The organism is Pseudomonas sp. WS 5410, from assembly GCF_012985645.1.
Classification (GTDB): Bacteria; Pseudomonadota; Gammaproteobacteria; order Pseudomonadales; family Pseudomonadaceae; genus Aquipseudomonas; species Aquipseudomonas shahriarae.
In genome coordinates, this window is sequence record NZ_JAAQWS010000008.1 from 13,662 (window position 1) to 36,819 (window position 23,158).

General features: G+C 61.0%; 23 protein-coding genes and 1 other RNA gene. 12 read left to right on the forward strand and 12 right to left on the reverse strand.

Annotated elements, in window-relative coordinates; all coding sequences use genetic code 11:
* Nucleotides 1-171 precede the first annotated feature (171 nt).
* The 6 genes from HBO24_RS13535 to HBO24_RS13560 all read right to left on the reverse strand — a co-directional run bounded on the left by HBO24_RS13535 (nucleotide 172) and on the right by HBO24_RS13560 (nucleotide 6,093).
* Nucleotides 172-1,176 carry an extracellular solute-binding protein gene (locus HBO24_RS13535; protein ID WP_170044525.1) on the reverse strand — a complete coding sequence of 335 codons (1,005 nt, stop codon included), beginning with the start codon at nucleotides 1,174-1,176 and terminating at the stop codon, nucleotides 172-174.
* Nucleotides 1,177-1,303: 127 nt separating this feature from the next.
* The gene (locus HBO24_RS13540; RefSeq protein WP_162947810.1) at nucleotides 1,304-2,521 is read right to left on the reverse strand and encodes a 2-octaprenyl-3-methyl-6-methoxy-1,4-benzoquinol hydroxylase; all 1,218 of its coding nucleotides are present in this window, start codon (nucleotides 2,519-2,521) and stop codon (nucleotides 1,304-1,306) included.
* Nucleotides 2,522-2,530: 9 nt separating this feature from the next.
* Nucleotides 2,531-3,016: a DUF4442 domain-containing protein gene (locus HBO24_RS13545; RefSeq protein WP_057444198.1), complete on the reverse strand. Its 486-nt coding sequence runs from the start codon at nucleotides 3,014-3,016 to the stop codon at nucleotides 2,531-2,533.
* The gene (gene ubiH / locus HBO24_RS13550) at nucleotides 3,009-4,196 is read right to left on the reverse strand and encodes a 2-octaprenyl-6-methoxyphenyl hydroxylase (protein WP_057960939.1); all 1,188 of its coding nucleotides are present in this window, start codon (nucleotides 4,194-4,196) and stop codon (nucleotides 3,009-3,011) included. Before ubiH ends, HBO24_RS13545 begins: the two co-directional genes overlap by 8 nt.
* Nucleotides 4,193-5,515, reverse strand: coding sequence for a Xaa-Pro aminopeptidase (gene pepP, locus HBO24_RS13555; protein ID WP_115129244.1), 1,323 nt, complete (start codon nucleotides 5,513-5,515; stop codon nucleotides 4,193-4,195). The genes ubiH and pepP overlap by 4 nt, the downstream gene beginning before the upstream one ends.
* A 20-nt stretch (nucleotides 5,516-5,535) precedes the next feature.
* Nucleotides 5,536-6,093, reverse strand: coding sequence for a YecA family protein (locus tag HBO24_RS13560; protein ID WP_057440443.1), 558 nt, complete (start codon nucleotides 6,091-6,093; stop codon nucleotides 5,536-5,538).
* A 137-nt stretch (nucleotides 6,094-6,230) separates the two neighbouring features.
* Between HBO24_RS13560 and HBO24_RS13565 the strand changes: the two genes are divergently transcribed.
* The 4 genes from HBO24_RS13565 to HBO24_RS13580 all read left to right on the forward strand — a co-directional run bounded on the left by HBO24_RS13565 (nucleotide 6,231) and on the right by HBO24_RS13580 (nucleotide 7,656).
* A complete protein-coding gene (locus HBO24_RS13565; RefSeq protein ID WP_057440444.1) occupies nucleotides 6,231-6,440 on the forward strand; it encodes a TIGR02449 family protein in 210 nt (69 codons plus the stop codon).
* Entirely contained in the window at nucleotides 6,437-6,754 is a 318-nt protein-coding gene (locus tag HBO24_RS13570) for a cell division protein ZapA (RefSeq protein ID WP_010207385.1), read from the forward strand. The genes HBO24_RS13565 and HBO24_RS13570 overlap by 4 nt, the downstream gene beginning before the upstream one ends.
* 30 nt (nucleotides 6,755-6,784) lie before the next feature.
* Nucleotides 6,785-6,963, forward strand: a non-coding RNA gene (gene ssrS, locus HBO24_RS13575) — 6S RNA.
* A gap of 57 nt (nucleotides 6,964-7,020) precedes the next feature.
* Nucleotides 7,021-7,656, forward strand: a complete 636-nt coding sequence (locus tag HBO24_RS13580) for a 5-formyltetrahydrofolate cyclo-ligase (protein ID WP_057440445.1) — start codon at nucleotides 7,021-7,023, stop codon at nucleotides 7,654-7,656.
* Between the two features lie 2 nt (nucleotides 7,657-7,658).
* Here the strand turns inward: HBO24_RS13580 and HBO24_RS13585 are convergent, their stop codons facing one another.
* Nucleotides 7,659-7,808: a hypothetical protein gene (locus HBO24_RS13585; RefSeq protein ID WP_143110453.1), complete on the reverse strand. Its 150-nt coding sequence runs from the start codon at nucleotides 7,806-7,808 to the stop codon at nucleotides 7,659-7,661.
* Between the two features lie 195 nt (nucleotides 7,809-8,003).
* Here HBO24_RS13585 and HBO24_RS13590 point away from each other — a divergent pair, with 195 nt between their 5' ends.
* From HBO24_RS13590 to HBO24_RS13610, 5 genes are all read left to right on the forward strand, one after another.
* Nucleotides 8,004-8,453 (forward strand): EVE domain-containing protein, encoded by a 450-nt coding sequence (locus HBO24_RS13590; protein WP_057960942.1) that lies wholly within the window; start codon nucleotides 8,004-8,006, stop codon nucleotides 8,451-8,453.
* Nucleotides 8,454-8,539: 86 nt separating this feature from the next.
* On the forward strand, nucleotides 8,540-9,505 hold the full coding sequence (locus HBO24_RS13595; RefSeq protein ID WP_057440447.1) for an HlyD family efflux transporter periplasmic adaptor subunit: 966 nt from the start codon (nucleotides 8,540-8,542) through the stop codon (nucleotides 9,503-9,505).
* The gene (gene rbbA / locus HBO24_RS13600) at nucleotides 9,502-12,219 is read left to right on the forward strand and encodes a ribosome-associated ATPase/putative transporter RbbA (RefSeq protein WP_170059875.1); all 2,718 of its coding nucleotides are present in this window, start codon (nucleotides 9,502-9,504) and stop codon (nucleotides 12,217-12,219) included. Before HBO24_RS13595 ends, rbbA begins: the two co-directional genes overlap by 4 nt.
* Nucleotides 12,219-13,337 (forward strand): ABC transporter permease, encoded by a 1,119-nt coding sequence (locus HBO24_RS13605; RefSeq protein WP_170059876.1) that lies wholly within the window; start codon nucleotides 12,219-12,221, stop codon nucleotides 13,335-13,337. The genes rbbA and HBO24_RS13605 overlap by 1 nt, the downstream gene beginning before the upstream one ends.
* A gap of 145 nt (nucleotides 13,338-13,482) precedes the next feature.
* Nucleotides 13,483-13,923, forward strand: coding sequence for a hypothetical protein (locus tag HBO24_RS13610; RefSeq protein WP_170059877.1), 441 nt, complete (start codon nucleotides 13,483-13,485; stop codon nucleotides 13,921-13,923).
* A gap of 492 nt (nucleotides 13,924-14,415) precedes the next feature.
* Here HBO24_RS13610 and HBO24_RS13615 read toward each other — a convergent pair whose 3' ends face one another.
* The gene (locus tag HBO24_RS13615) at nucleotides 14,416-14,823 is read right to left on the reverse strand and encodes a flagellar basal body-associated protein FliL (RefSeq protein ID WP_029289542.1); all 408 of its coding nucleotides are present in this window, start codon (nucleotides 14,821-14,823) and stop codon (nucleotides 14,416-14,418) included.
* Between the two features lie 149 nt (nucleotides 14,824-14,972).
* Between HBO24_RS13615 and HBO24_RS13620 the strand changes: the two genes are divergently transcribed.
* Both HBO24_RS13620 and glpT read left to right on the forward strand, forming a co-directional pair.
* On the forward strand, nucleotides 14,973-15,953 hold the full coding sequence (locus HBO24_RS13620; protein WP_170059878.1) for an NADPH:quinone oxidoreductase family protein: 981 nt from the start codon (nucleotides 14,973-14,975) through the stop codon (nucleotides 15,951-15,953).
* Nucleotides 15,954-16,241: 288 nt separating this feature from the next.
* Entirely contained in the window at nucleotides 16,242-17,579 is a 1,338-nt protein-coding gene (glpT, locus tag HBO24_RS13625; protein ID WP_057440450.1) for a glycerol-3-phosphate transporter, read from the forward strand.
* Here the strand turns inward: glpT and HBO24_RS13630 are convergent.
* Nucleotides 17,563-18,228 carry a gamma-glutamylcyclotransferase gene (locus tag HBO24_RS13630; protein WP_057440451.1) on the reverse strand — a complete coding sequence of 222 codons (666 nt, stop codon included), beginning with the start codon at nucleotides 18,226-18,228 and terminating at the stop codon, nucleotides 17,563-17,565. The genes glpT and HBO24_RS13630 overlap by 17 nt on opposite strands.
* Before the next feature lie 396 nt (nucleotides 18,229-18,624).
* On the opposite strand from HBO24_RS13630, the gene HBO24_RS13635 reads away from it, so the two are divergent.
* Nucleotides 18,625-19,101 carry a sn-glycerol-3-phosphate transporter gene (locus HBO24_RS13635; protein WP_170059879.1) on the forward strand — a complete coding sequence of 159 codons (477 nt, stop codon included), beginning with the start codon at nucleotides 18,625-18,627 and terminating at the stop codon, nucleotides 19,099-19,101.
* Nucleotides 19,102-19,253: 152 nt separating this feature from the next.
* Here the strand turns inward: HBO24_RS13635 and HBO24_RS13640 are convergent, their stop codons facing one another.
* From HBO24_RS13640 to rho, 3 genes are all read right to left on the reverse strand, one after another.
* Entirely contained in the window at nucleotides 19,254-20,222 is a 969-nt protein-coding gene (locus tag HBO24_RS13640) for a CDP-6-deoxy-delta-3,4-glucoseen reductase (protein WP_057960948.1), read from the reverse strand.
* A complete protein-coding gene (gene ubiD / locus HBO24_RS13645; RefSeq protein WP_029289556.1) occupies nucleotides 20,222-21,688 on the reverse strand; it encodes a 4-hydroxy-3-polyprenylbenzoate decarboxylase in 1,467 nt (488 codons plus the stop codon). The genes HBO24_RS13640 and ubiD overlap by 1 nt, the downstream gene beginning before the upstream one ends.
* A gap of 159 nt (nucleotides 21,689-21,847) precedes the next feature.
* Nucleotides 21,848-23,107, reverse strand: a complete 1,260-nt coding sequence (gene rho / locus HBO24_RS13650) for a transcription termination factor Rho (RefSeq protein ID WP_003176825.1) — start codon at nucleotides 23,105-23,107, stop codon at nucleotides 21,848-21,850.
* Nucleotides 23,108-23,158 lie beyond the last annotated feature (51 nt).

Consider the following 23,158-nt stretch of genomic DNA (forward strand, 5'->3'; position numbering starts at 1 on the left):
TGATGTGGAAACCTGCACAAAGCACTGTGGGAGCGGGCTTGTGTGGGAGCTGGCTTGCCTGCGATGCAGACACCTCGGTTTATCAGCGATACCGGGTGATGCTATCGCAGGCAAGCCAGCTCCTACACAAGCCGCTCCCACATTAGAACTGCGGCGTCCTACAAATTGTACTCAGTTCCAGCCCGCACGATCCATCAGGCGAATCGCCTCGGCCTGGCGCTTGCCCGCCACTTCCACCGGCAGGGTGTCAGCCTTGAACTTGCCCCAGCTCGCCACTTCAGCCGAGGGTTCTACCGCCGGGTTGGCCGGGAACTCCTGGTTGACGTCGGCAAAGATCTTCTGCGCCTCAGGCGTAGTCATCCACTCCACCAGAGCCTTGGCGGCTTCCGGGTGCGGGGCGTACTTGGTCAGGCCAATGCCCGACAGGTTGACGTGCACGCCACGGTCGCCCTGGTTCGGCCAGAACAATTTGACTGCCAGCTTCGGGTCCTGCTTGTGCAGGCGGCCGTAGTAGTAAGTGTTGACGATCCCCACGTCGCACTGCCCGGCGTTGATTGCCTGCAATACCGCGACGTCATCGGAGAAGACATCGGTGGACAGGTTATTGACCCAGCCCTTGATGATTTCTTCAGTCTTTTCTGCGCCATGGGTCTCGATCAGGGTGGCGGTCAGCGACTGGTTGTAGACCTTTTTCGCGGTACGCAGGCACAGGCGGCCTTCCCATTGCTTGTCAGCCAGGGCTTCGTAGGTGGTCAGCTCTGCCGGCTTCACGCGGTCGGTGGAGTACGCGATGGTCCGCGCCCGCAGGCTCAAGCCGGTCCAGGCGTGGCTGGAAGCGCGATATTGCGCGGGGATGTTGGCGTCGATCACCTTGGAAGTGAACGGCTGCAGAATGCCCATCTGCTCGGCTTGCCAGAGGTTGCCAGCATCGACGGTCAGCAGCAGGTCGGCGGTGGCGTTCTGGCCTTCGGCCTTGATGCGCTGCATCAGCGGCGCTTCCTTGTCGGTGATGAACTTCACCTGCACCCCGGTTTTCTTGGTGTAGGCGTCGAACACCGGCTTGATCAACTCGTCGATACGAGAGGAGTAGACCACCACTTCGTCAGCCGCCTGGGCGGTGGTGCTGGCGATAAGGGTGAGTGCCAGGGCAGTCAGGAGGCGCTTGGGTGCCAACATAGGTGCGGTCTCTCGTAGGAAAAGTGAGCGCAAATGATAAGGACTCACATTTAGCATCTCAACCGAACACTGGCCGGAGGAGTTACGAGATGTTGCACGAGTGCCATTTAAGGTGCGACAGATGGCCTCAGGCCTTGGCCAGATCCGGCAGGTCTCCGGTCAAGCCCAATGCCTGGCGCACAAACAGCGCCTTGGCTTCGGGCATCTGGTCGACCATCTTCAGCCCCGCATTGCGCAACCAGCGCAATGGCAACTGGTCAGCCTGGAACAACCGTTCAAAGCCCTCCATCGCCGCCATCAGCGCCAGGTTGTGCGGCATGCGCCGACGCTCGTAGCGACTGAGCACCTTCACATCCGCCAAGCGCTCACCGCGCTCGCACGCCTTTAGCAGCACCTCGGCCAACACGGCGGCATCGAGGAACCCCAGATTCACCCCCTGCCCCGCCAATGGGTGGATAACGTGGGCAGCATCACCAATCAGCGCCAGGCCTTCGGCGACGTAGCGCTTGGCGTGGCGCTGGCGCAGCGGTACGCACAGACGCGGGTCGGCGCTGACCACGCTGCCGAGGCGCCCTTCAAAAGCGCGCTCCAGTTCGCGGCAGAAACTTTCGTCGTCCAGGGCCATCAGGCGTTCGGACTCACTTGGCGTGGTCGACCAGACGATCGAGCACCAATCTTCCTGGCCATCGCGTACCAGCGGCAGGAACGCCAGCGGACCATGGTCGGTGAAGCGCTGCCAGGCGGTACGCTGGTGCGGCTGGCTGCTGCGTACGCTGGTGACGATGGCGTGGTGCAGGTAATCCCATTCGCGGGTGGCGGTGCCGGTCAGGCGGCGCACAGCCGAGTTGGCGCCGTCGGCGGCGATCACCAGCGGCGCGCGCAAAGTGCGGCCATCGGCCAGGGTCAGCAGCCAGTCATCGCCGGAGCGGCGCATCTGCTCCAGGCGTGCATTGGCCAGCAGGCCCAGGTCGCAGTCGTGCAGGCGCTCAAGCAGGGCGTCCTGGACCACGCGGTTTTCGACGATATGCCCCAGCACCTCGGCATGCACACTGGCCGCCGAAAAGTGGATCTGCCCGGTGCCGCTGCCATCCCACACCTGCATCTCGCCGTAGGGGCTGGCGCGGCGGCTGGCGATGCCATCCCACACACCCAGGCGGTCGAGGATGCGCTGGCTGGCGGCCGACAAGGCGCTCACCCGCGGTTCAAACGGCGCATCGGCGTCGAATGGCTTGACGCTCATTGGGCTGCCGTCGAGCAGCAGCACCTGCAGGCCACTGCCCTGCAACGCCAGCGCCAGGGCGCTTCCGACCATTCCGGCCCCGACAATCAGCACATCTGCGCGCATGTCCATGCTTTATGCCTGTCTCGCTGGCGGCTTGCGCCGCACGTAAAGGGTTTTGTCGACTCGCGCCACCAGGGTGCCGGAGCCGTCGTGAATCTGCACCTTGAGGTGCGGCAAGTATTTCTCGCCGCCCTCGGTCTGCCGTCGCACCTCATCGAGCAAGGCCTGGTCGATGGAGAATTCGGCAAACACCGGGCCTTTGCCCGGCGAGATGAAATCAATGGTCGCGGCCTTGTCCCAGACGATGTAGTCGCGCCCCAGGTTCTCCATCAGCATCAGCATGTAGAACGGGTCGACCATCGAGTACAGGCTGCCGCCAAATTGCGTACCGACGTAGTTGCGGTTGTACCAGCCCAGGCCCATGCGCACCTTCACCTGACGAAAATCAGCGCTCATGTGCTGCACACGGACGCCTGCGCCCAGATACGGCGGATACAGGGTCATGATCCAGCGCAACAACCGCGCCTTGCCCAGGCGCTCCGTCAACCACTTACGCATCGGGACGCGTGCCCAGGCCCATGGCCTGCCGGGCGAACCAGCGCTTGGCCGGCGGCAACAGGTCCAGGCCCAGCAGGCCGAGGTTGCGGCCCATGGCGACCAGCGGCTGGCCGCTGCCAAACAGGCGGGTGACCTGGTCGGAGAAGCCCACGGTCAATTGCTGGTCCAGACGCTGGCGTTCGCGGTAGGCCTGCAAGGTCGCCAGGTCACCCGGCACTTGCGGCCCGGCCAACAGGGCCTCGGCCAGCGCATAGGCATCGCGCAGCGACAGGTTGAAACCCTGGCCGGCAATCGGGTGCAAGCTGTGGGCGGCATTGCCGAGGATCACCAGGTGCGAGCGCACTTGCTCCTCGGCCTCCACCAGGGTCAGCGGATACAAGTGGCGCGCGCCAACCTGTTTCAAGGTGCCCAGGCGATAACCAAACACGCCCTGCAACTCGCTGAGAAAACTGCGTTCATCCAGTTGCGCCAAGCGCTGGGCGTCCATGCCGACGCGAGTCCAGACCAGTGCGCAACGGTTGTCTGCCAGCGGCAGCAAGGCCATCGGGCCTTCGTCGGTGAAACGCTCGAAAGCCTCGCCGTTATGGGCTTCGCTGGGGGTGATGTTGGCGATCAGGGCGCTCTGGTTGTAAGGCCGTTGCTTGACGCCAATGCCCAACTGCTCGCGCAAGCCGGAGCGGCCACCATCGGCCAGTACCGCGAGATCGCACTCGATGACAGTTTCATCGTTGAGGGTCAGGCGGTAGCCGTCGGCCAGCGGTTCCATGCGGCTGACTTCTGCAGGGCAACGCCAACTGATCACGTCCTTGTCCAGGCCTTGCCAGAGGCACTGCCCGAGCCAGGCGTTTTCCACCACATAGCCCAGGGCCGGTACGCCCTCTTCGAGCGCCGACAGGCGCGCGGTAGAGAAGCGCCCACGGTCGGAAACATGGATCTGCTTGATCGGCTCGGCGCGCCGGGAAATGTCTTGCCACACACCCAGGCGCTGGTAGATCTGCCGCGCGCCAAAGGACAGTGCCGAGGAACGTGCGTCGTAGCTCGGCTGGTAGCTGTCGCCGGGGGCAAAGGGTTCGATCAGCACGATCTTCCAACCGCGAGCCTTGGCCCCGGCCTGCAACGCCAGCGCCAAGCTGGCGCCCACCAGGCCGCCACCGATAATCGCCAGGTTGACCCGGCTCATCGGGCGGCCGCCATCAGTGCTTCAATCTCGGCCACGGTCTTGGGCACGCCACCGGTCAGAATTTCACAGCCTTGCTTGGTCACCACCACGTCATCCTCGATGCGCACGCCTATGCCACGCCATTTCTTTGCCACGTTCTGGTTATCCGGGGCAATGTAGATGCCCGGCTCCACGGTCAGGGCCATGCCCACTTCCAGCACCCGCCACTCGCCGCCGACCTTGTACTCGCCCACATCATGCACATCCATGCCCAGCCAGTGCCCGGCGCGGTGCATATAGAACGCCTTGTAGGCTTCGCTGGCGATCAACTCGTCCACGTCACCTTGCAACAAGCCCAGCTTTACCAGCCCGGCGGTGATGACGTGCACCGTCGCCTCATGGGCCTGGTTCCAGTGTTTGTTCGGCGCGATCTGCGCAAAGGCGGCTTCCTGGGAGGCCAGCACCACTTCGTAGATCGCCTTCTGCTCGGCGGAAAACTTGCCGTTGACCGGCCAGGTACGGGTGATATCGCTGGCATAGCAGTCGATTTCACAACCGGCGTCGATCAGCACCAGGTCACCGTCCTTGAGCACCGCATCATTCTGCTGGTAGTGCAGGATGCAGCTGTTGCGCCCCGAAGCGACGATGGAGCCGTAGGCCGGCATCTTCGCCCCGCCCCGGCGGAACTCGTAGTCCAGCTCGGCTTCCAGGCTGAATTCATGCAACCCCGGGCGGCTGGCCTGCATTGCCCGGATATGGGCCGCGCAGGAAATCCGTGCGGCTTCGCGCATGACCTTCACTTCTGCGGCGGATTTATACAGGCGCATGTCGTGCAGCAGATGATCCAGGGCAACGAATTCGTTCGGCGGCTGCGCACCGAGGTGCGCCTTGGAGCGGATCACGTTGATCCACTCCATCAGGTGCCGGTCGAACTCGGCATTGCTGCCCATGGCCGAATACACCCGGTCGCGACCTTCGATCAGGCCGGGCAGGATGTCGTCGATATCGGTGATCGGGAAGGCATCGTCGGCGCCGTATTCGCGAATCGCGCCTTCGGTACCGGCGCGCAGGCCGTCCCACAATTCGCGCTCGGCATTGCGTTCACGGCAGAACAGCACGTACTCGCCGTGAATGCGCCCAGGCATCAACACAATCACTGCCTGGGGCTCGGGGAAGCCGCTCAGGTACTGGAAGTCGCTGTCCTGGCGGTAGACGTGTTCGACATCGCGGTTGCGGATCGCCACGGCGGCGGCCGGCAGGATCGCGATGCTGTTGGGTTCCATCTGCGCCATGAGCGCCTTGCGGCGGCGGGTGTATTCCGCTTTGGGGATATGGATCATGGGCAGGTGGGTTCCCTCTCTTAGTGCAGCGACGGCTTGACTGCTGCGGGTTCAGCAGACTTTTTGGTCTCGGTGAACAGCAGCAGCGGCGCGACGCGCAGGTATTCCATGACTTCCATATAGTCGCCTTCGCCGTCTTCGGACTCTTCCAGGGCGTCTTGCACCTGGGAGATGGCTGCCAGGTCCTGCAACACTTCCTTGGCGTCGGTGCTCAGCTCCAGGCCGCCGGCGTTCACGCCAAAGCCATGGAGGAAGCCCTGGCACCATTGACCCAGTGCAGCAGCACGCTCGGTGAGCGGCGCATCATCGGTTGGCAGCAGCAGGACTACGGTGACGTCATCACCGGTCAGCTCGCCTTTAACCATTTCTTGCAAGCCGATCAACGCGTTGCGCACGTTTTCGGTAGGCTCGGTTTCCAGCAGCTCGGCGACGTCGGCCAGCCAGTTGTCGGCGTCAAAGCCGACACCGGTGCAGCTACGGCCCAGCAGCACGCCATGCAGTTCGGCAGGCGAGCAAGGGTGACCGCTGGAGCTCAGCAGTTTGGAAAAAGCGTCGTACGGGGAATTCTGAATAGGCATGATGAGCTAGGCGCCAGGCGGCGCGATGTCTAGAATGAAGCGCTGTATCCTAGCACCGGCAGACGCACCCGACTATCAAGGGCGTCAGATCGTTTATCCTGCAGTTGCCATTCATCAGACAAATCCAGTGGAACCCTATGGAAGACGCCGACTTGCAAGCGCTGATGGCCAGACTCGAATTGCTAATTACCCGGGTCGAGCAACTAAAGAGTCAAAACGGACTCCTATTAGCTCAGGAAAAGACCTGGCGCGAGGAACGCGCTCACCTCATTGAAAAAAACGAAATCGCCCGGCGTAAGGTCGAGTCGATGATTTCGCGCCTGAAGGCCCTGGAGCAAGACTCATGAGTTCAAGCAATAGCGTCACCGTGCAGATTCTCGACAAAGAGTATTCGATCATCTGCCCCCAGGAAGAGCGCAGCAACCTGGTGAGCGCCGCCCGCTACCTGGATGGCAAGATGCGTGAAATCCGCAGCAGCGGCAAAGTCATCGGTGCCGACCGTATCGCCGTGATGGCCGCCCTGAACATTACCCACGATTTGCTGCATAAGCAGGAGCGCCCTGACGTACAGGCCAGCGGCTCGACACGCGAGCAGGTGCGTGACCTGCTGGAACGTGTGGATCTGGTGCTTTCCAGCGATTCAGACGCACCCAAGGGCTGATTGCCGAGTCTGTTTGGGGTATACTCGCCTCACTCCCTGGCGTGCTTGCCAGTCGGCGATGTCCCGGAGCCGATTCGCACTACCCTGGAAGTTGCACGTTGGGCTGGTGTGCATGTCCGCTAGACGGAAAGCCTTAAAGCCTACTGCTTCTTCCACCTTGAACTTTCGGGTTCAAGGGCTTAGTCGACAGCGGTTCTGTCGGGGAGCCTGAATTCCCAAACTCAATGCCAGTCCCCGGACTGGCATTGTTTTATGAGCCGAACACCATGACCGAACCTGCGCCGCTTTCCCGTCCGCAACTTCGACGCATGTTGCGCAATGCCCGCCGCGCCCTGACGCCGGGCGAGCAGCGCCAGGCAGCTCTTGGCCTGTATCGGCAACTGGCACAGCACCCGCTGTTTCGCCGGGCCAAACATATTGCTTTATACCTACCAACGGATGGCGAAATCGATCCGCGCTTGCTGCTGCGCGCTGCCCAGCGCCGGGGCAAGGCCACCTACCTGCCGGTGCTCAGTGCCTGGCCACGGACCAAGATGGTGTTCCAACGGGTACGTCCCCGGGAAAAACTTGCGCCCAATCGCTTCGGCATTCTTGAGCCACGGGTCAATATCGGGCGCCAGCGCAAGGTCTGGGCCCTGGACCTGGTGCTGCTGCCATTGGTGGGTTTCGATGATGCGGGCGGGCGGCTGGGCATGGGCGGCGGCTTTTACGATCGCAGCCTGGCGTACCTGGCGCGCCGCTCGTCGTGGCGCAAGCCGACGCTGCTGGGCCTGGCCCATGAGTGCCAGAAAGTCAAACGACTGGCGCAGGCCAGCTGGGACGTGCCATTGAATGGCACCGTTACCGATAAGAAGTGGTATATCGCAGAGGGGACGCCGCTGGAATCAACGGCGCCGAAATAGCATCAACGCTTGAAGGTTTGTGGCTGCTGCTGTGCAAATTCAACCGGGGCTTCGGTCTTGTTCGACCACAGGCTTTGCGCATACCCGGTGGTCACGACGCCCAGACCGAACAAAATAACCAAAATCCATAGTAAATCCGGTTTGCGTTTCATCGATTGCCCCCCTTCAGGCCTATCACACACGATGACAGCAACGTTCCAAAGTAGTCCGTTCCAGCTGCGTCAAGCTTAAAATCCCGGCATTCTGCGGTAACGTGAACCAACACGCAAACCTTGACGTCAACCGACCGTCGGTTTGTCATGAAATTGACAGACAACCTGCCCAATCCCCTGCAAAGGAGCAAAACCATGGCCTATTGGCTGATGAAGTCCGAGCCCGATGAGCTGTCCATCAAGGGCCTGGAAAAACTCGGCGAGGCGCGCTGGGATGGCGTGCGCAATTACCAGGCACGCAACTTCCTGCGGGCCATGGCCGTGGGTGACGCGTTCTTTTTTTACCACTCCAGTTGCCCCGAACCGGGGATTGCCGGCGTAGGGAAAATCATTGAGGCGGCTTATCCGGACCCGACAGCGCTGGAAGCTGACAGCCATTACTTCGATGCCAAGGCCACCCCGGAAAAAAATCCATGGAGCGCCATTACAGTGGCGCATGTCGAGACCTTCCCCAACGTTCTCGGGCTGGGCTACCTCAAGCAACAGACGGCCCTGGCCGAACTGCCGCTGGTGCAAAAAGGCAGTCGTTTGTCGGTGATGCCGGTGACGGCCCAGCAATGGGCGGCGGTAATGGCCCTGCGTTAACGCCTAACGGTATTCATTTGACCGGTATCAACGGCTATCGGTTACGATCCCGGCAAACTAGGACGCTAACACCGCAGGATGCACCCATGTCGACGTCACATCGCAGTTCGCACTTCTTTGCCTTTCTCCTGATTCTATTGCTGGTGGCCGCCGGTGGCTTCGGCTACTGGAAGTCCACCCTGGACCGCCTGCCGGAAGGTTTGAACATGGGCAATGGCCGGCTGGAGTCCACCGAAGTGCAGATCGCCACCAAGATCCCCGGCCGCCTGGCTGAAGTGCGGGTCGATGAAGGCGACAAAGTGCTCAAGGGCCAACTGCTGGCGCGTATCGACACCCGCACCTTGGAGGCCCAGCGCTCCCAGGCCGAGGCCGAAGTGCTGCGCGCCAAGGAGAACTTCGCCGCCGCCGAAGCCAACGTGCAATTGCGCCAGAGCGAGAACCTGCTGGCCAGCCAGGAACTCAAGCGCACCCAGGAGCTGTACCGCCGCGGCTTCGCCAGCGCACAGCTGATCGACCAGCAACAGGCACGGCAGAACACCGGCAATGCGGCGGTGACGGCAGCCCAGGCCCAGGTCAATGCGGTCAAGGCCGCCATCGGTGCGGCCCAGGCCCAGGTGGCACAACTGACCAGCGAGATCGAAGACAGCAGCCTGCGCGCGCCCATCGACGGCATCATCCAGTTGCGCCTGGCCGAACCTGGCGAAGTGCTCGGTGCCGGCGGGCGCGTGTTGCTGCTGATAGATCCGAATGACCAGTACATGAACCTCTACCTGCCCGCCTCCGTCACCGGTCGCCTGACCGTGGGCAGTGAAGCGCGGATCGTGCTCGATGCCCTGCCGGATCAACCCCTGCCGGCGAAAATCAGCTTTGTCGCCGCCAAGTCGCAGTTCACCCCCAAAGAAGTGGAAACCCGCGACGAGCGCCAGAAACTGGTGTTCCGCGTCAAACTGCGCCTGACTCAACCGAGCGCCGTGCCCCAGGCCAAGCCCGGCATGCCCGGCGCCGGCTATGTGCGCACCGCCGACCTGGACTGGCCGGCCAACCTGCAATGACCGGGCTGGCGCTGCAGGCCACGGGCATCAACCACCGCTACGGCAAGCAACAGGCGCTGATCGACATCGCCTTCAGCCTGCCGGCCGGTACCCGCTGCGGGTTGATCGGCCCGGATGGCGCGGGCAAGTCGAGCCTGTTGGGCTTGATCGCCGGGGTGAAAAAACTGCAGGACGGTGACTTGCAGGTGCTGGGCGGCTCCATCGAAGACCGCCGCCACCGCAACAGCCTGTACCCGTTGATCGCGTTTATGCCCCAGGGCCTGGGCGGCAACCTCTACCCCGAGCTGTCCATCAGCGAGAACATCCGTTTTTTCGCCACCCTGTTTGGCCTGTCCAAAGCCGATTGCGAGCAGCGCATGCACAACCTGCTGCTGGCCACCGACCTGGCACGCTTCGCCGACCGGCCGGCGGGCAAACTGTCGGGCGGGATGAAGCAAAAACTGGGGCTGTGCTGCGCGCTGATCCACGACCCGGACTTGCTGATCCTCGATGAACCCACCACCGGCGTCGACCCTTTGTCACGCCGGCGCTTCTGGGAACTGGTAGAAACCGTACGCAGCGAACGCCCGCAACTGACGCTGCTGGTGGCCACGGCCTACATGGAAGAAGCCGAGCAGTTCGAGCACTGCCTGATGCTCGACCGCGGCAAGCTGATCGCCGATGGCCTGAGCCGCGAACTGGCGGCGGTCACGCCCAGCGGCAAGCTGGATGAGGCCTTCACCCATTTCCAGGGCGACAGCGCGCACAACAACCAGCCGCTGGTGATCCCTCCTCGGGCAAACGACAACACCGACATCGCCATCGAAGCCCACGACCTGACCCTGCGCTTTGGCGACTTTACGGCAGTCAACAAGGTCAGCTTCGCCATTGGCCGTGGCGAGATCTTCGGCTTTCTCGGCTCCAACGGCTGCGGCAAGACCACCACCATGAAAGTCCTCACCGGGCTGATGCCGGCCAGTGAAGGCAGCGCCACACTGCTGGGCAACCCGGTAAATGCCAAGGACCTGGCGACCCGCAAACGCGTGGGCTTTATGTCCCAGAGCTTCTCGCTGTACGGCGAGCTCAGCGTGCGCCAGAACCTGGTGCTGCACGCACAGCTGTTCGACCTGCCCAAGGCCGACAGCGGCCCGCGCATCGAAGAATTGATTCAGCGTTTTGACCTGGGCAGTGTCGCCGAACAACCCTCCGGCGAGCTGCCCCTGGGTTTGCGCCAGCGCCTGTCCCTGGCCGTGGCGGTGTTGCATCGCCCGGAAGTGCTGATCCTCGACGAACCCACGTCCGGTGTGGACCCCGCCGCGCGCGACGATTTCTGGCGTTTGCTGGTGGAGTTGTCCCGCGAGCAAGGGGTGACGATTTTTCTCTCCACCCACTTTATGAACGAAGCCCAGCGCTGCGACCGCATCTCGTTGATGCACGCCGGCAAGGTGCTGGCCTGCGACACCCCGGACGCCCTGCAGCAACACTTCCACGGCGAGACCCTGGAAGCCGCATTTGTCACCTGTCTGGAACAAGCCCAGGAAGCCCCAGAAGCCGCCGCGCCCAGCGCAACCGTCAGCACACCGACCACGCCGCCAGTCAGCAAGCGCGGCTTCAGCCTGGTCCGCCTGCTGGCAGTGGCCAGTCGCGAAGGCAAGGAATTGTTGCGCGACAAAGTGCGCATGGCCTTTGCCCTGCTCGGGGCGATTTTCATGATGGTGATCTTCGGCTACGGCATTTCCCTGGACGTGGAGAAGCTCGCCTTCGCCGTGTATGACCAGGACCAGACGCCACAAAGCCGCTCCTATCTGGAGGCCTTTCGCAGTTCGCGCTACTTCGCCGAACAGCCGCCGATCAGCGATTCGGCCGAGCTGCACCGGCGCCTGCAACGCTCGGAAATCAAACTCGCCTTGGAGATTCCTCCCGGATTTGGCCGCGACCTGTACGCCGGGCGCCAACCGGCAGTGGCCGCCTGGCTGGATGGCGGCATGCCGTTTCGCGCCGAGACCAGCCGCAACTATGTCGAAGCGGTACACCAGGCCAATCTGCAGCAGTTGGCGGAACTCAACAGCTCCCCGCGAGCCCAGCCCGCCGCCGCCAGACTGGAGACGCGCTTTCGCTATAACCAGGACGTGGTCAGCGTAAATGCCATCGGCCCCGGCGTGATGGCACTGATCCTGGCGTTTATCCCGGCCATGCTCACCGCCCTGGGCATCGTGCGCGAGAAGGAGCTGGGGTCGATCACTAACTTCTACGCCACACCGCTGACCCGCCTGGAGTTTCTCCTCGGCAAGCAGGCGCCGTATCTGGTTATCAGCCTGATCAACCTGGCGCTGCTGGTGGCGATGAACCGCTGGCTGTTCGGCGTGCCGTTCAAGGGCAGTGGCGTGACCCTGGCGTTTGGCGGCCTGCTGTATGTGCTGGCCACCACCAGCATGGGCCTGCTGATTTCTGCGTTCACCCGCACCCAGATCGCAGCGATTCTCGGCACCATGATCATCACCAGCCTACCGACCATCCAGTTCTCCGGGCTGATCGTGCCGCGCTCGTCCCTGGAAGGGGCGGCCGCGCTGATGGGCATGCTGTTTCCCGCCGGCTACTTCCTGGATGTCGCCGTCGGCACCTTTACCAAAGCCCTGGACCTGCGCCAGCTGTGGCCACAGTGCCTGGCGCTGTTCGGGTTTTTCCTGGGGTTCACCGGGCTGAGCCTGGTGATGCTCAAGAAGCAGGAGGCCTGATGCATAAGTTCGCCCATATCATGCGCCTGGGAATCAAAGAGCTCACCAGCTTGCGCCACGACAGCGTGTTGCTGCTGTTTCTGTTCTACGCCTTCACCGTCGCCATTTATATGCCAGCGGCCGGTTCAGTGATTGGCGTGCATAACGCCAGCGTGGCCTTTGTCGATGAAGACCATGGCCAATTGTCACGCCAACTGGCCGAAGCCCTGCAACCACCAGAATTCCAGCCCGCCGTGCCACTGGCCTACGACCAGTTGGATAAGGTCATGGACAGCGGCCAGTACACTTTCGTGATCAACGTGCCGGCCAATTTCCAGGCCGACCTCCTGGCCGGCCGCCAGCCGAGCGTTCAGGTCAATGTGGATGCCACGGCGATGAGCCAGGCCTTTATGGGCGCGGGCTATATCGGGCGGATCTTCCAGCGTGAATTGCTGACCTACAGCGGCCAGGCGGACACCAGCCAGCGCGCACCGGCGACCCTCACCACCCGGGCATTGTTCAACACCAACCTGGAAGGCGGCTGGTTCCTGGCGGTGATCCAGATCGTCAACAACATCACCATCCTCGCCATCGTCCTGACCGGCACCGCGCTACTGCGCGAACGCGAACATGGCACCCTCGACCATTTGCTGGTGCTGCCGCTGACCGCCCTGGAAATCATGCTGGCAAAAATCTGGAGCAACATGCTGGTGGTGGTGCTGTGTACCTGGCTGTCACTGGAAGTGGTGGTCAAGGGCATGCTCGGCGTGCCGCTGGCCGGCTCATTGAGTCTGTTCCTGCTGGTAACCGCGCTGTATCTGTTTGCCAGCACTGCCCTGGGCATCTTCCTCGCTACCCTCGCCCGCTCGACGCCGCAGTTTGGCTTGCTGGCGATCCCGGTGATTATTCCGATGCTGCTGTTGTCAGGCGGCAGTACGCCGCTGGACAGCATGCCCGAATGGTTGCAATGGGTGATGCAGGGCTCGCCATCCACACATTTTGTGAGTTTGAGTGCGGCGATTCTGTTTCGCGATGCGGGGGTGAGCGTGGTGTGGCCGGATTTGCTGGCGCTGGCGGGGATTGGCTTGTTGTTTTTTGCGGTGGCGTTGGCGCGGTTCAGGAAGAGTCTGGCTTCTTGAACTTTCACTTATAAAAATCACTGAGCTTATTAAAAAACAAAATGAAAAACTGTCAATTCTGACAGTAGCCGGCGTTTATCTCTCGTTATTAACTATAACAATCGACCGCAAATTCATTGCATCGAGACTCTCGGGAGAGTAAAAAATGAGCGACATATCAGGCTCGGACAAGAATGGCTCCAGCGACGAAGCCCCCTCAGAAACAATAGAGATTAAGGTCGACCGAAATAACCCCACCAGCGTAACAACAGTGAGAGGTGAATATTCATTACATGGATACAAAGGAGCAATCGAGGTTGAAGCCACTTGGAGTAATGGCATTTACATCATACATGCGCTCCGCTATATGTTTGAACGAGGTGCGGTGACGGGAAAAAACCCTCGTTTCGAGATTCACTCTGTTACCTTCGGCGGCCCGATACTAGCAGTCCACCCTCCACAAGATGGCCAATGGCGCGTTTGGGGGTCGTCAACAAAATACACAACATCTAACACAGTAGACACATTCGAGTTCTACTTTGTCTTCGACGCGCCCCCCGATGGGGTATGGCGAACGGATAGAAAAAGAGTGAAAATCTATATATAAGCCCTATTATAACCAGCAACTTAGTTGCTGGTTTTCCAAACTCATTGAACTCCCGCCTATCCGGACTTGTCTCCACGATCCAGTATAAATTTAGTGGACTCAACCAAAGCAGAAATTCGATATTTGAAGTTATATGCCCCAGTGGGGCGGTACTGGCAAGAGTACCTATAAAGGGCGGCAATTGGCATAGCTGGATATCCTCCGAGGATACCCATGTTTCAAAAGGAAAAACTTATCGTTTTACTTTTATATTCGATAATCCTAGATCAGGCGGAGGCCCCACAATTTCCGTCTCCAAAAGCATAACGTTTGCGATAGAAAAACCTCCACAATAGAAACCAACCGAGCCTCTGAATCTTTATCATCATCGTGCAGAGGCGTTACCCCTCCTGAGGTTGGCGCCAAAGTTCGGGTTGCTGACGGTGACGGCCTTGTGAGCGTCGGTAGCTTCAAGGCCCCATCGCCAACAAGCCGACGCCCACAGGATGGGCGCTACTGGATAATCAGATTGTTAAACAACAAATCCTCAACCACCGGCTTGCCCGTCTCGTCATTCATCACTTGCTGCGTCTGCTTCAACGCTTCCTGACGCAACTTTTCCTTACCCTCGACACTGCCCATGCTCTCGACAGTCTGCTGGGTAAACAACGCCACCAGTTGGTTGCGGATCAACGGCTCATTGGCCTTGATCGCCGCCGCCGCTTCGGGGCCGGTCACGCGCAGGGCCACATCCGCTTTGTACACCCGCAGTTTCGGGCCGCCATCCAGGGCATAGTTGCCCACAAAAGGCGGCGTCAGGCTGTAATAGCTGACCTTCGGCGCTTCGCCTTCCTTGGCTTCTTCGGCATGGGCTGCCATCGGCAACGTCAGGGCCAGCATCAACAGGATCCACGCTTTCACAGTTCATTCCTCACATTCGGTTGCCAGTAGCATAACGCTAGCAAGGCAGAGCACAAGCTTATGGCGACTTATCAGGCCGGGGCATGCTCGTTGACCCGTGACCTTACCCACCTACACTTATCGGCCAATACGCCAAAAGGAATAGTCCGATGAAAGCCGTGCTGTGCAAAGCCTTCGGCCCTGCCGAAACCCTGGTGTTGGAAGACGTCGAAAGCCCGGCGATCAAGAAGAACGAGATCCTGCTGGACGTCCATGCCGCTGGGGTGAACTTCCCGGACACGCTGATCATCGAGGGCAAGTACCAGTTCAAACCGCCCTTCCCGTTCTCGCCGGGCGGCGAAGCGGCTGGGGTGGTCAGCGAAGTCGGGGAAAAGGTCAGCCACCTGAAGGTCGGCGACCGGGTCATGGCGCTGACCGGCTGGGGCAGCTTTGCCGAGCAGGTCGCGGTACCGGGCTATAACGTGCTGCCGATTCCGCCGAGCATGGATTTCAACACCGCCGCCGCCTTCAGCATGACCTACGGCACCTCGATGCACGCCCTCAAGCAGCGTGGCCACCTGGCCGCTGGCGAGACCCTGCTGGTACTGGGCGCGTCCGGTGGCGTGGGCCTGGCTGCCGTGGAGATCGGCAAGGCCATGGGTGCCCGGGTGATTGCCGCCGCCAGCAGTGCCGACAAGCTGGCCGTGGCCAAGGCGGCGGGCGCCGATGAATTGATCAACTACAGCGAAAGCAACCTCAAGGATGAGATCAAGCGCCTGACCGATGGCAACGGTGCCGATGTGATCTATGACCCGGTAGGGGGCGACCTGTTTGACCAGGCCATCCGCGCCATTGCCTGGAACGGCCGTCTGTTGGTGGTGGGGTTTGCCAGCGGGCGTATCCCCGAGCTGCCGGTGAACCTGGCGCTGCTCAAGGGCGCAGCGGTGGTCGGGGTGTTCTGGGGCTCGTTTGCCCAGCGCCAGCCGCAGGATAACGCGGCGAATTTCCAGCAGCTGTTTGGTTGGTATGCCGAGGGGAAGTTGAAGCCGCTGGTGTCGCAGGTGTATCCGCTGGACAACGCGGCGCAGGCGATCAATGACCTGGGGCAGCGCAAGGCAGTGGGCAAGGTGGTCGTGCAGGTCCGCCAGTGATTTGAAATGCAATTTATGTAGGAGCTGGCTTGCCTGCGATGGCGGTGGGTCAGCTACGTCTTTGGTAACTGGTCTACCGCCATCGCAGGCAAGCCAGCTCCTACATTTGATCTTCAGTGCGATGAGGAATCTGATCGCGCCCCATACTTATCTATTAGCGACATGTTCGTAAAAGAACATGCAATTACTCCCGTTTCCTGTGTTTGCAGATAAGAGGCGATGCTATTTTCGGTAACGAAACTGTAACATTCGCATCCGCAGTCAAAACAAGAAATTTGGAGCTCTTGAATGTTTGCTTTCTTTCGTCCTGCCCCCCACCAGGCACCCCTGCCTGAAGAAAAGATCGACAGTACCTACCGACGACTGCGCTGGCAGATCTTCGCCGGTATTTTCTTTGGCTACGCGGGTTACTACCTGCTGCGCAAAAACTTCTCCCTGGCCATGCCGTACCTGATCGACGAGGGTTATACCCGTGGTCAACTGGGCCTGGCCATGTCGGCAATCGCCATTGCCTACGGCCTGTCCAAGTTCCTCATGGGCCTGGTGTCCGACCGCTCCAACCCGCGCTACTTCCTGCCGTTTGGCTTGCTGGTATCGGCCGGGGTGATGTTCATTTTCGGTTTCGCGCCTTGGGCAACCTCCAGCGTGACCATGATGTTCATTCTGCTGTTCATCAACGGCTGGGCCCAGGGCATGGGCTGGCCGCCAAGTGGGCGGACCATGGTGCACTGGTGGTCGCAGAAAGAACGCGGCGGCGTGGTGTCGGTGTGGAACGTGGCGCATAACGTCGGCGGCGGTCTGATCGGCCCGCTGTTCCTGCTGGGCATGGCCTGGTTCAACGACTGGCACGCAGCGTTCTACGTCCCGGCCACCGTGGCCTTGGCAGTGGCGGCGTTTGCCTTCATCACCATGCGCGACACCCCGCAATCGGTGGGCCTGCCGCCGATCGAGAAGTACAAGAACGACTACCCGGAAGGCTACGACGCCAGCCACGAAGACGAATTCAGCGCCAAGGAAATCTTCGTCAAGTACGTGCTGCGCAACAAAATGCTGTGGTACATCGCCTTCGCCAACGTGTTCGTCTACCTGCTGCGCTACGGCGTGCTGGACTGGGCACCGACCTACCTCAAGGAAGCCAAGCACTTCACCGTCGACAAGTCGTCCTGGGCGTACTTCTTCTACGAGTGGGCGGGGATCCCCGGTACGCTGCTGTGCGGCTGGATGTCGGACAAGATCTTCCGTGGCAACCGTGGCCTGACCGGCATTGTGTTCATGGCTCTGGTGACCGTGGCGACCCTGGTGTACTGGCTCAACCCGCCAGGCAACCCGATGGTCGACATGATCGCGCTGTTCTCCATTGGCTTTTTGATCTACGGCCCGGTGATGCTGATCGGCCTGCAGGCCCTGGAACTGGCGCCGAAGAAAGCCGCAGGTACAGCCGCAGGTTTTACCGGCCTGTTCGGTTACCTGGGCGGATCGGTGGCAGCCAGTGCAGCCATGGGCTACACCGTGGACCACTTCGGCTGGGACGGCGGCTTTGTGCTGCTGATCGGCGCGTGCCTGCTGGCCATCGCGTTCCTGATCCCAACCCTGTGGCACACCAATAGCGTCAGCTCGGCACGTTAATCGCCGCGATGCCTTTGGCACATCGCTTGAGCCGCGCCTCCAGATTCTTGTCTGGCATGGCGTGGCTACGCAGGGCGTTGACGGTCTGCTCGACATAATCGCGAGTGGTGCCGTAACGCCCGCAAGCGCTGGCAAACACCTGGTTCAGCACACTGTCGGGCAAGTTACCGGCATAGCTGGGCAGGTGTCGCTCCAGCACAAAACCCAATGCCTGCACCTGATTGCCATCTTCAAGCCGGCAACTGAGCCAGTGTGGCCGATAGGATGGGTAAGGCATCTCGCGCTGCCACAAGGCATAGAGCGAGGCCTCCAGTTGATCTTCCGGCAGGCGGTAAGCAAAGCCGCTGCACGAGCCGCCGCGATCCAGGCCAAACACCAGCCCCGGTAACTCCGGCGTACCCCGGTGCTCGTGGGACCACAGGTACAGGCCCCGATGATAGCCATGGACCCGGGCGCGCAGGCGCTGGGTTGCCGAACACTCAGGGCGCCAGATCAGCGAGCCATAGGCAAACAGCCAGACCGGCCCACCCTTGTGCAGACCCATGGTGGCCTGCATCGAGCTCATCAATTGTTCGTGAGTGAGTTGCGGCCCCAGATCAAGCCGCGGCGGGTAAGCCAATTGCAGAAGTTCGGATTCGAGAACGGTCATGGCAGATCGCTTAGGTCTCCTGTGTACTACCAGTTATAGGTGACTTTACCGTAATAGAACGCGCCGCTGTAACCGTAAGGCGAAAAAGTACTATGGGCCAGGTTGCCGCCACTGCTGGCGGTTGATCACCCCGGCCATCGCGTCAGACCCGTAACGGGCCGACGCACCCTCGCGCAGCATTTCAATATGTCGACCGCTCCCCATACCGCTCCCCTTGCAATCAATACCTTTTAAAAATATGAAAAAGCATAAGCAATAGGCCCCATTCGTCAGGTTCACCGCGCAAAGCCGCGCTATTTTCAGCGCCCGTTCAGCCTTTATGCCCGACGGGACATCAAAATAGCGTCACGTCACGACCCACTTAGCCGCGCATTCACCGACTATCGAGGTCGCACCATGAAAAACCGACTTTCCGGCCTGCTGCTCCTGGCGCAGGCCACCACCGCCCTGGCCGCCGAAGCGCCGGCCAACGACGACAAAGGCTTCTGGTACGCCCAGACCAGCGTCTACACCCGGCACTTTGCGCCGGACCCCGAGCACAATAACCATCAAGACCTGATCGGCCTGGAGCGCAATGACGCTGCGGGGTGGGTGTATGGCGGTGCGATCTTTCGCAACTCGTTTCGCCAACGCTCGTACTACGCCTACGCCGGCAAGCGCTTCGACATGGCCGACTATCCGGTGTATCTGAAACTGACCGGCGGGGCGATCCAGGGCTATCGCGGCAAGTACCGCGACAAGATCCCGCTGAACCGCTACGGCGTGGCGCCGGTGATCATTCCGTCGGTGGGTGCGCACTACGGGCCGGTGGCGGCGGAGTTTGTGTTGCTGGGGTTCAATGCGGCGATGGTGACCACGGGCGTGCGATTCTGACGCCGCACACCTGAGTAGACACAGTTCAATGTGGGAGCGGGCTTGCCCGCGATGGCGGTGTAACAGTGCCAGATTTGTTGGCTGACACTCCGCTATCGCGGGCAAGCCCGCTCCCACAGTTTGATCGGCTTACGAGAATGTTTTCGTAGCGGTCAGGAGCGAGGGGCGTAGGCAAATACGTCAGCGCGCATCTGGTGCGCATCCATCCCGGCATTCACCAGCGCGTCCAGCGTGCCGTAGATCATCGCCGGCGATCCGCTGGCATACACATGCACGGCCTTGAGGTCGGTTATGTCTTCGCACACCGCCTCGTGCAACAAGCCACAGCGCCCTTCCCAACCACACAGGTCGCTGACCACTTTGTGCAGGAACAGATTGGGCAATTGCTGCCACTGTTCCCAATGTTCGACCTGGTAAAAATCCTCAGGACGACGCACGCCCCAGTACAGGTGCACCGGATACTTGAACCCCGTGGCCCGGCAATGTTCGATCAGGCTGTGCATCTGCGCCATGCCGGTGCCGGCCGCGATCAGTACCAGCGGGCCGTCGGGTAGCTCGGCCAGGTGGGTATCGCCAAACGGCAGCTCGACCCGCGCCATCTGGTTACGCTGCAACTGCTCGATCAGGCTGCGGGCGCTGTCTTCGCGTACCAGCACATGCAATTCCAGCTCGCGCCCGGCGTGGGGCGCCGAGGCCAGGGAAAACGCCGACTTCTCGCCGTTTTCGCGCTCGATCATCAGGTACTGGCCAGCGTGGTAACGCACCGCTTTGCCGGCCGGGGCCCGCAGGCGCACGCGCCACACATCGCCACCCAGTTCCACGCACTCGCTCAATTGGCAGGCCAGCGTGCGCACCGGCAACTCCCCCGGCGCCAGCACGCCATCCCACAGCACGATGCAATCCTCCAGCGGCTCGGCGATGCAGGTGTAGAACTCGCCATGGTCACGCACCTCGCCGGCCTGTTGCACCCGGCCCTCGACCAACAGCGCCGCGCACACATGGCACACACCGTTACGGCACGCCTGCGGGCAGTCGTAGCCCAGGCGCCGCGCACCTTCAAGAATCCGCTCGCCCGGCTGCAAGTCGAGGACCGCGCCGGAAGGTTGCAGGGTTACACGCATCAATCTATTCCCAATTCTTTCCACATCGCATCGACACGCGCCGTCACGGCTTCATCCTTGACGATCACCCGGCCCCACTCACGGGTGGTTTCACCCGGCCATTTATGGGTGGCATCCAGGCCCATCTTCGAACCCAGGCCCGACACCGGCGAGGCGAAGTCGAGATAGTCGATGGGTGTGTTATCAATCATCACCGTGTCGCGCTTGGGGTCCATGCGCGTGGTAATCGCCCAGATCACGTCGTTCCAGTCCCGGGCGTTGATGTCGTCGTCGGTGACAATAACGAACTTGGTGTACATGAACTGTCGCAAAAACGACCACACACCGAGCATCACGCGCTTGGCATGGCCCGGATACGACTTCTTCATGGTCACGATGGCCATGCGGTACGAGCAGCCCTCGGGCGGCAGGTAGAAGTCGGTGATTTCCGGGAACTGCTTCTGCAGGATCGGTACGAATACCTCGTTCAGCGCCACGCCGAGAATCGCCGGCTCATCCGGCGGCCGGCCGGTATAGGTGCTGTGGTAGATCGGTTTGACCCGGTGGGTGATGCGCTCGACGGTGAACACCGGGAAGCTGTCGACTTCATTGTAGTAGCCGGTGTGATCGCCGTAAGGGCCTTCATCGGCCATCTCGCCCGGATGAATCACGCCTTCGAGGATGATTTCGGCGGTGGCCGGCACTTGCAGGTCGTTGCCACGGCATTTCACCAGTTCGGTGCGATTGCCGCGCAACAGGCCGGCGAAGGCGTATTCGGACAGGCTGTCGGGCACCGGCGTCACGGCGCCGAGGATGGTGGCCGGGTCGGCCCCCAGGGCCACGGAAACCGGGAACGGCTGGCCGGGGTGCTTCTCGCACCACTCACGGAAGTCGAGGGCGCCGCCACGGTGGCTCAGCCAGCGCATGATCACCTTGTTGCGGCCAATCACTTGCTGACGGTAGATCCCCAGGTTCTGGCGGTCCTTGTTCGGGCCTTTGGTGACGGTCAGGCCCCAGGTGATCAGCGGGCCGACGTCGCCGGGCCAGCAGGTCTGCACCGGGAGCATCGCCAGGTCGACATCATCACCTTCGATGACCACTTCCTGGCAGACCGCGTCCTTGACCACCTTGGGCGCCATGGCAATGATCTTGCGGAAGATCGGCAGCTTCGACCACGCGTCCTTCAGGCCTTTGGGCGGCTCGGGCTCCTTGAGGAAGGCCAGCAGCTTGCCGATCTCGCGCAGTTCGCTGACCGACTCGGCCCCCATGCCGAACGCCACCCGGTCGGGCGTGCCGAACAGGTTGCCCAGCACGGGGATATCAAAGCCTGTGGGGTTTTCGAACAGCAGCGCCGGCCCCTTGTTACGCAGGGTGCGGTCGCAAATCTCAGTCATTTCCAGGACCGGGGAAACCGGCACCTGAATACGTTTCAACTCTCCGCGCTGCTCAAGTTGCTGCACGAAATCCCGAAGATCCTTGAATTTCATTAACCATGCCACCCGTAAAATAGGCGTACATCGTACCTGCTCTGAGGGCGGCTGGCAGCCCTATCGACGGCGCAATTGCCCACCAGCTGTGGTTAAAGATTTCAGGCAAAAAAAATGGCGCCCCTGGGGGCGCCATTCTTTCGGACCTGAAACGTCGTATTACTTACGTTTCATCGACAGGAAGAACTCGTCGTTGGTCTTGGTGGTTTTCAGCTTGTCGATCAGGAACTCGATGGCTGCCACTTCGTCCATCGGGTGCAGCAGCTTGCGCAGGATCCACATGCGCTGCAGTTCGTCGTCGGCGGTCAGCAACTCTTCGCGGCGGGTGCCGGAGCGGTTGATGTTGATGGCCGGGAACACACGCTTTTCAGCGATGCGACGGTCCAAAGGCAGTTCCATGTTGCCGGTACCCTTGAACTCTTCGTAGATCACTTCGTCCATCTTCGAGCCGGTTTCAACCAGCGCGGTGGCGATAATGGTCAGCGAGCCGCCTTCTTCGATGTTACGCGCGGCGCCGAAGAAACGTTTCGGCTTCTCCAGGGCGTGGGCATCGACACCACCGGTCAATACCTTGCCGGAGCTCGGGATCACGGTGTTGTAGGCACGGGCCAGACGGGTGATGGAGTCGAGCAGGATCACCACGTCCTTCTTGTGTTCGACCAGGCGCTTGGCCTTCTCGATCACCATTTCGGCAACCTGCACGTGGCGGGTTGGCGGTTCATCGAACGTCGAGGCAACCACTTCGCCGCGCACGGTGCGCTGCATTTCGGTGACTTCTTCCGGACGCTCATCGATCAGCAGCACGATCAGGTGAACTTCAGGATTGTTACGCGCGATGTTCGCTGCAATGTTCTGCAGCATGATGGTCTTACCGGCTTTCGGCGGTGCGACGATCAGGCCACGCTGGCCTTTGCCGATCGGGGCGCACAGGTCGATCACACGACCGGTCAGGTCTTCGGTGGAACCGTTACCGGCTTCCATCTTCATGCGCACGGTCGGGAACAGCGGCGTCAGGTTCTCGAAGAGAATCTTGTTCTTCGCGTTCTCAGGACGATCGAAGTTGATCGTGTCGACCTTGAGCAGGGCGAAATAACGCTCGCCTTCCTTTGGAGGACGGATCTTGCCAACGATGGTGTCACCGGTGCGCAAGTTGAAGCGACGGATCTGGCTCGGCGAGACGTAGATATCGTCTGGGCCGGCGAGATAGGACGCGTCTGCAGAGCGAAGGAAGCCGAAGCCGTCCTGGAGAATCTCCAGCACGCCATCACCGGAGATTTCCTCGCCGCTTTTCGCGTGCTTTTTCAGCAGGGAGAAAATCACGTCCTGCTTGCGCGAACGGGCCATATTTTCTATGCCCATTTCTTCGGCCAGTTGGAGCAGGTCGGTAATCGGCTTTTGCTTGAGTTCAGTCAGATTCATATAGGAATGACGTAATCATTTATAGAGGGGGGGAATTAAGCTTTTGGCTTA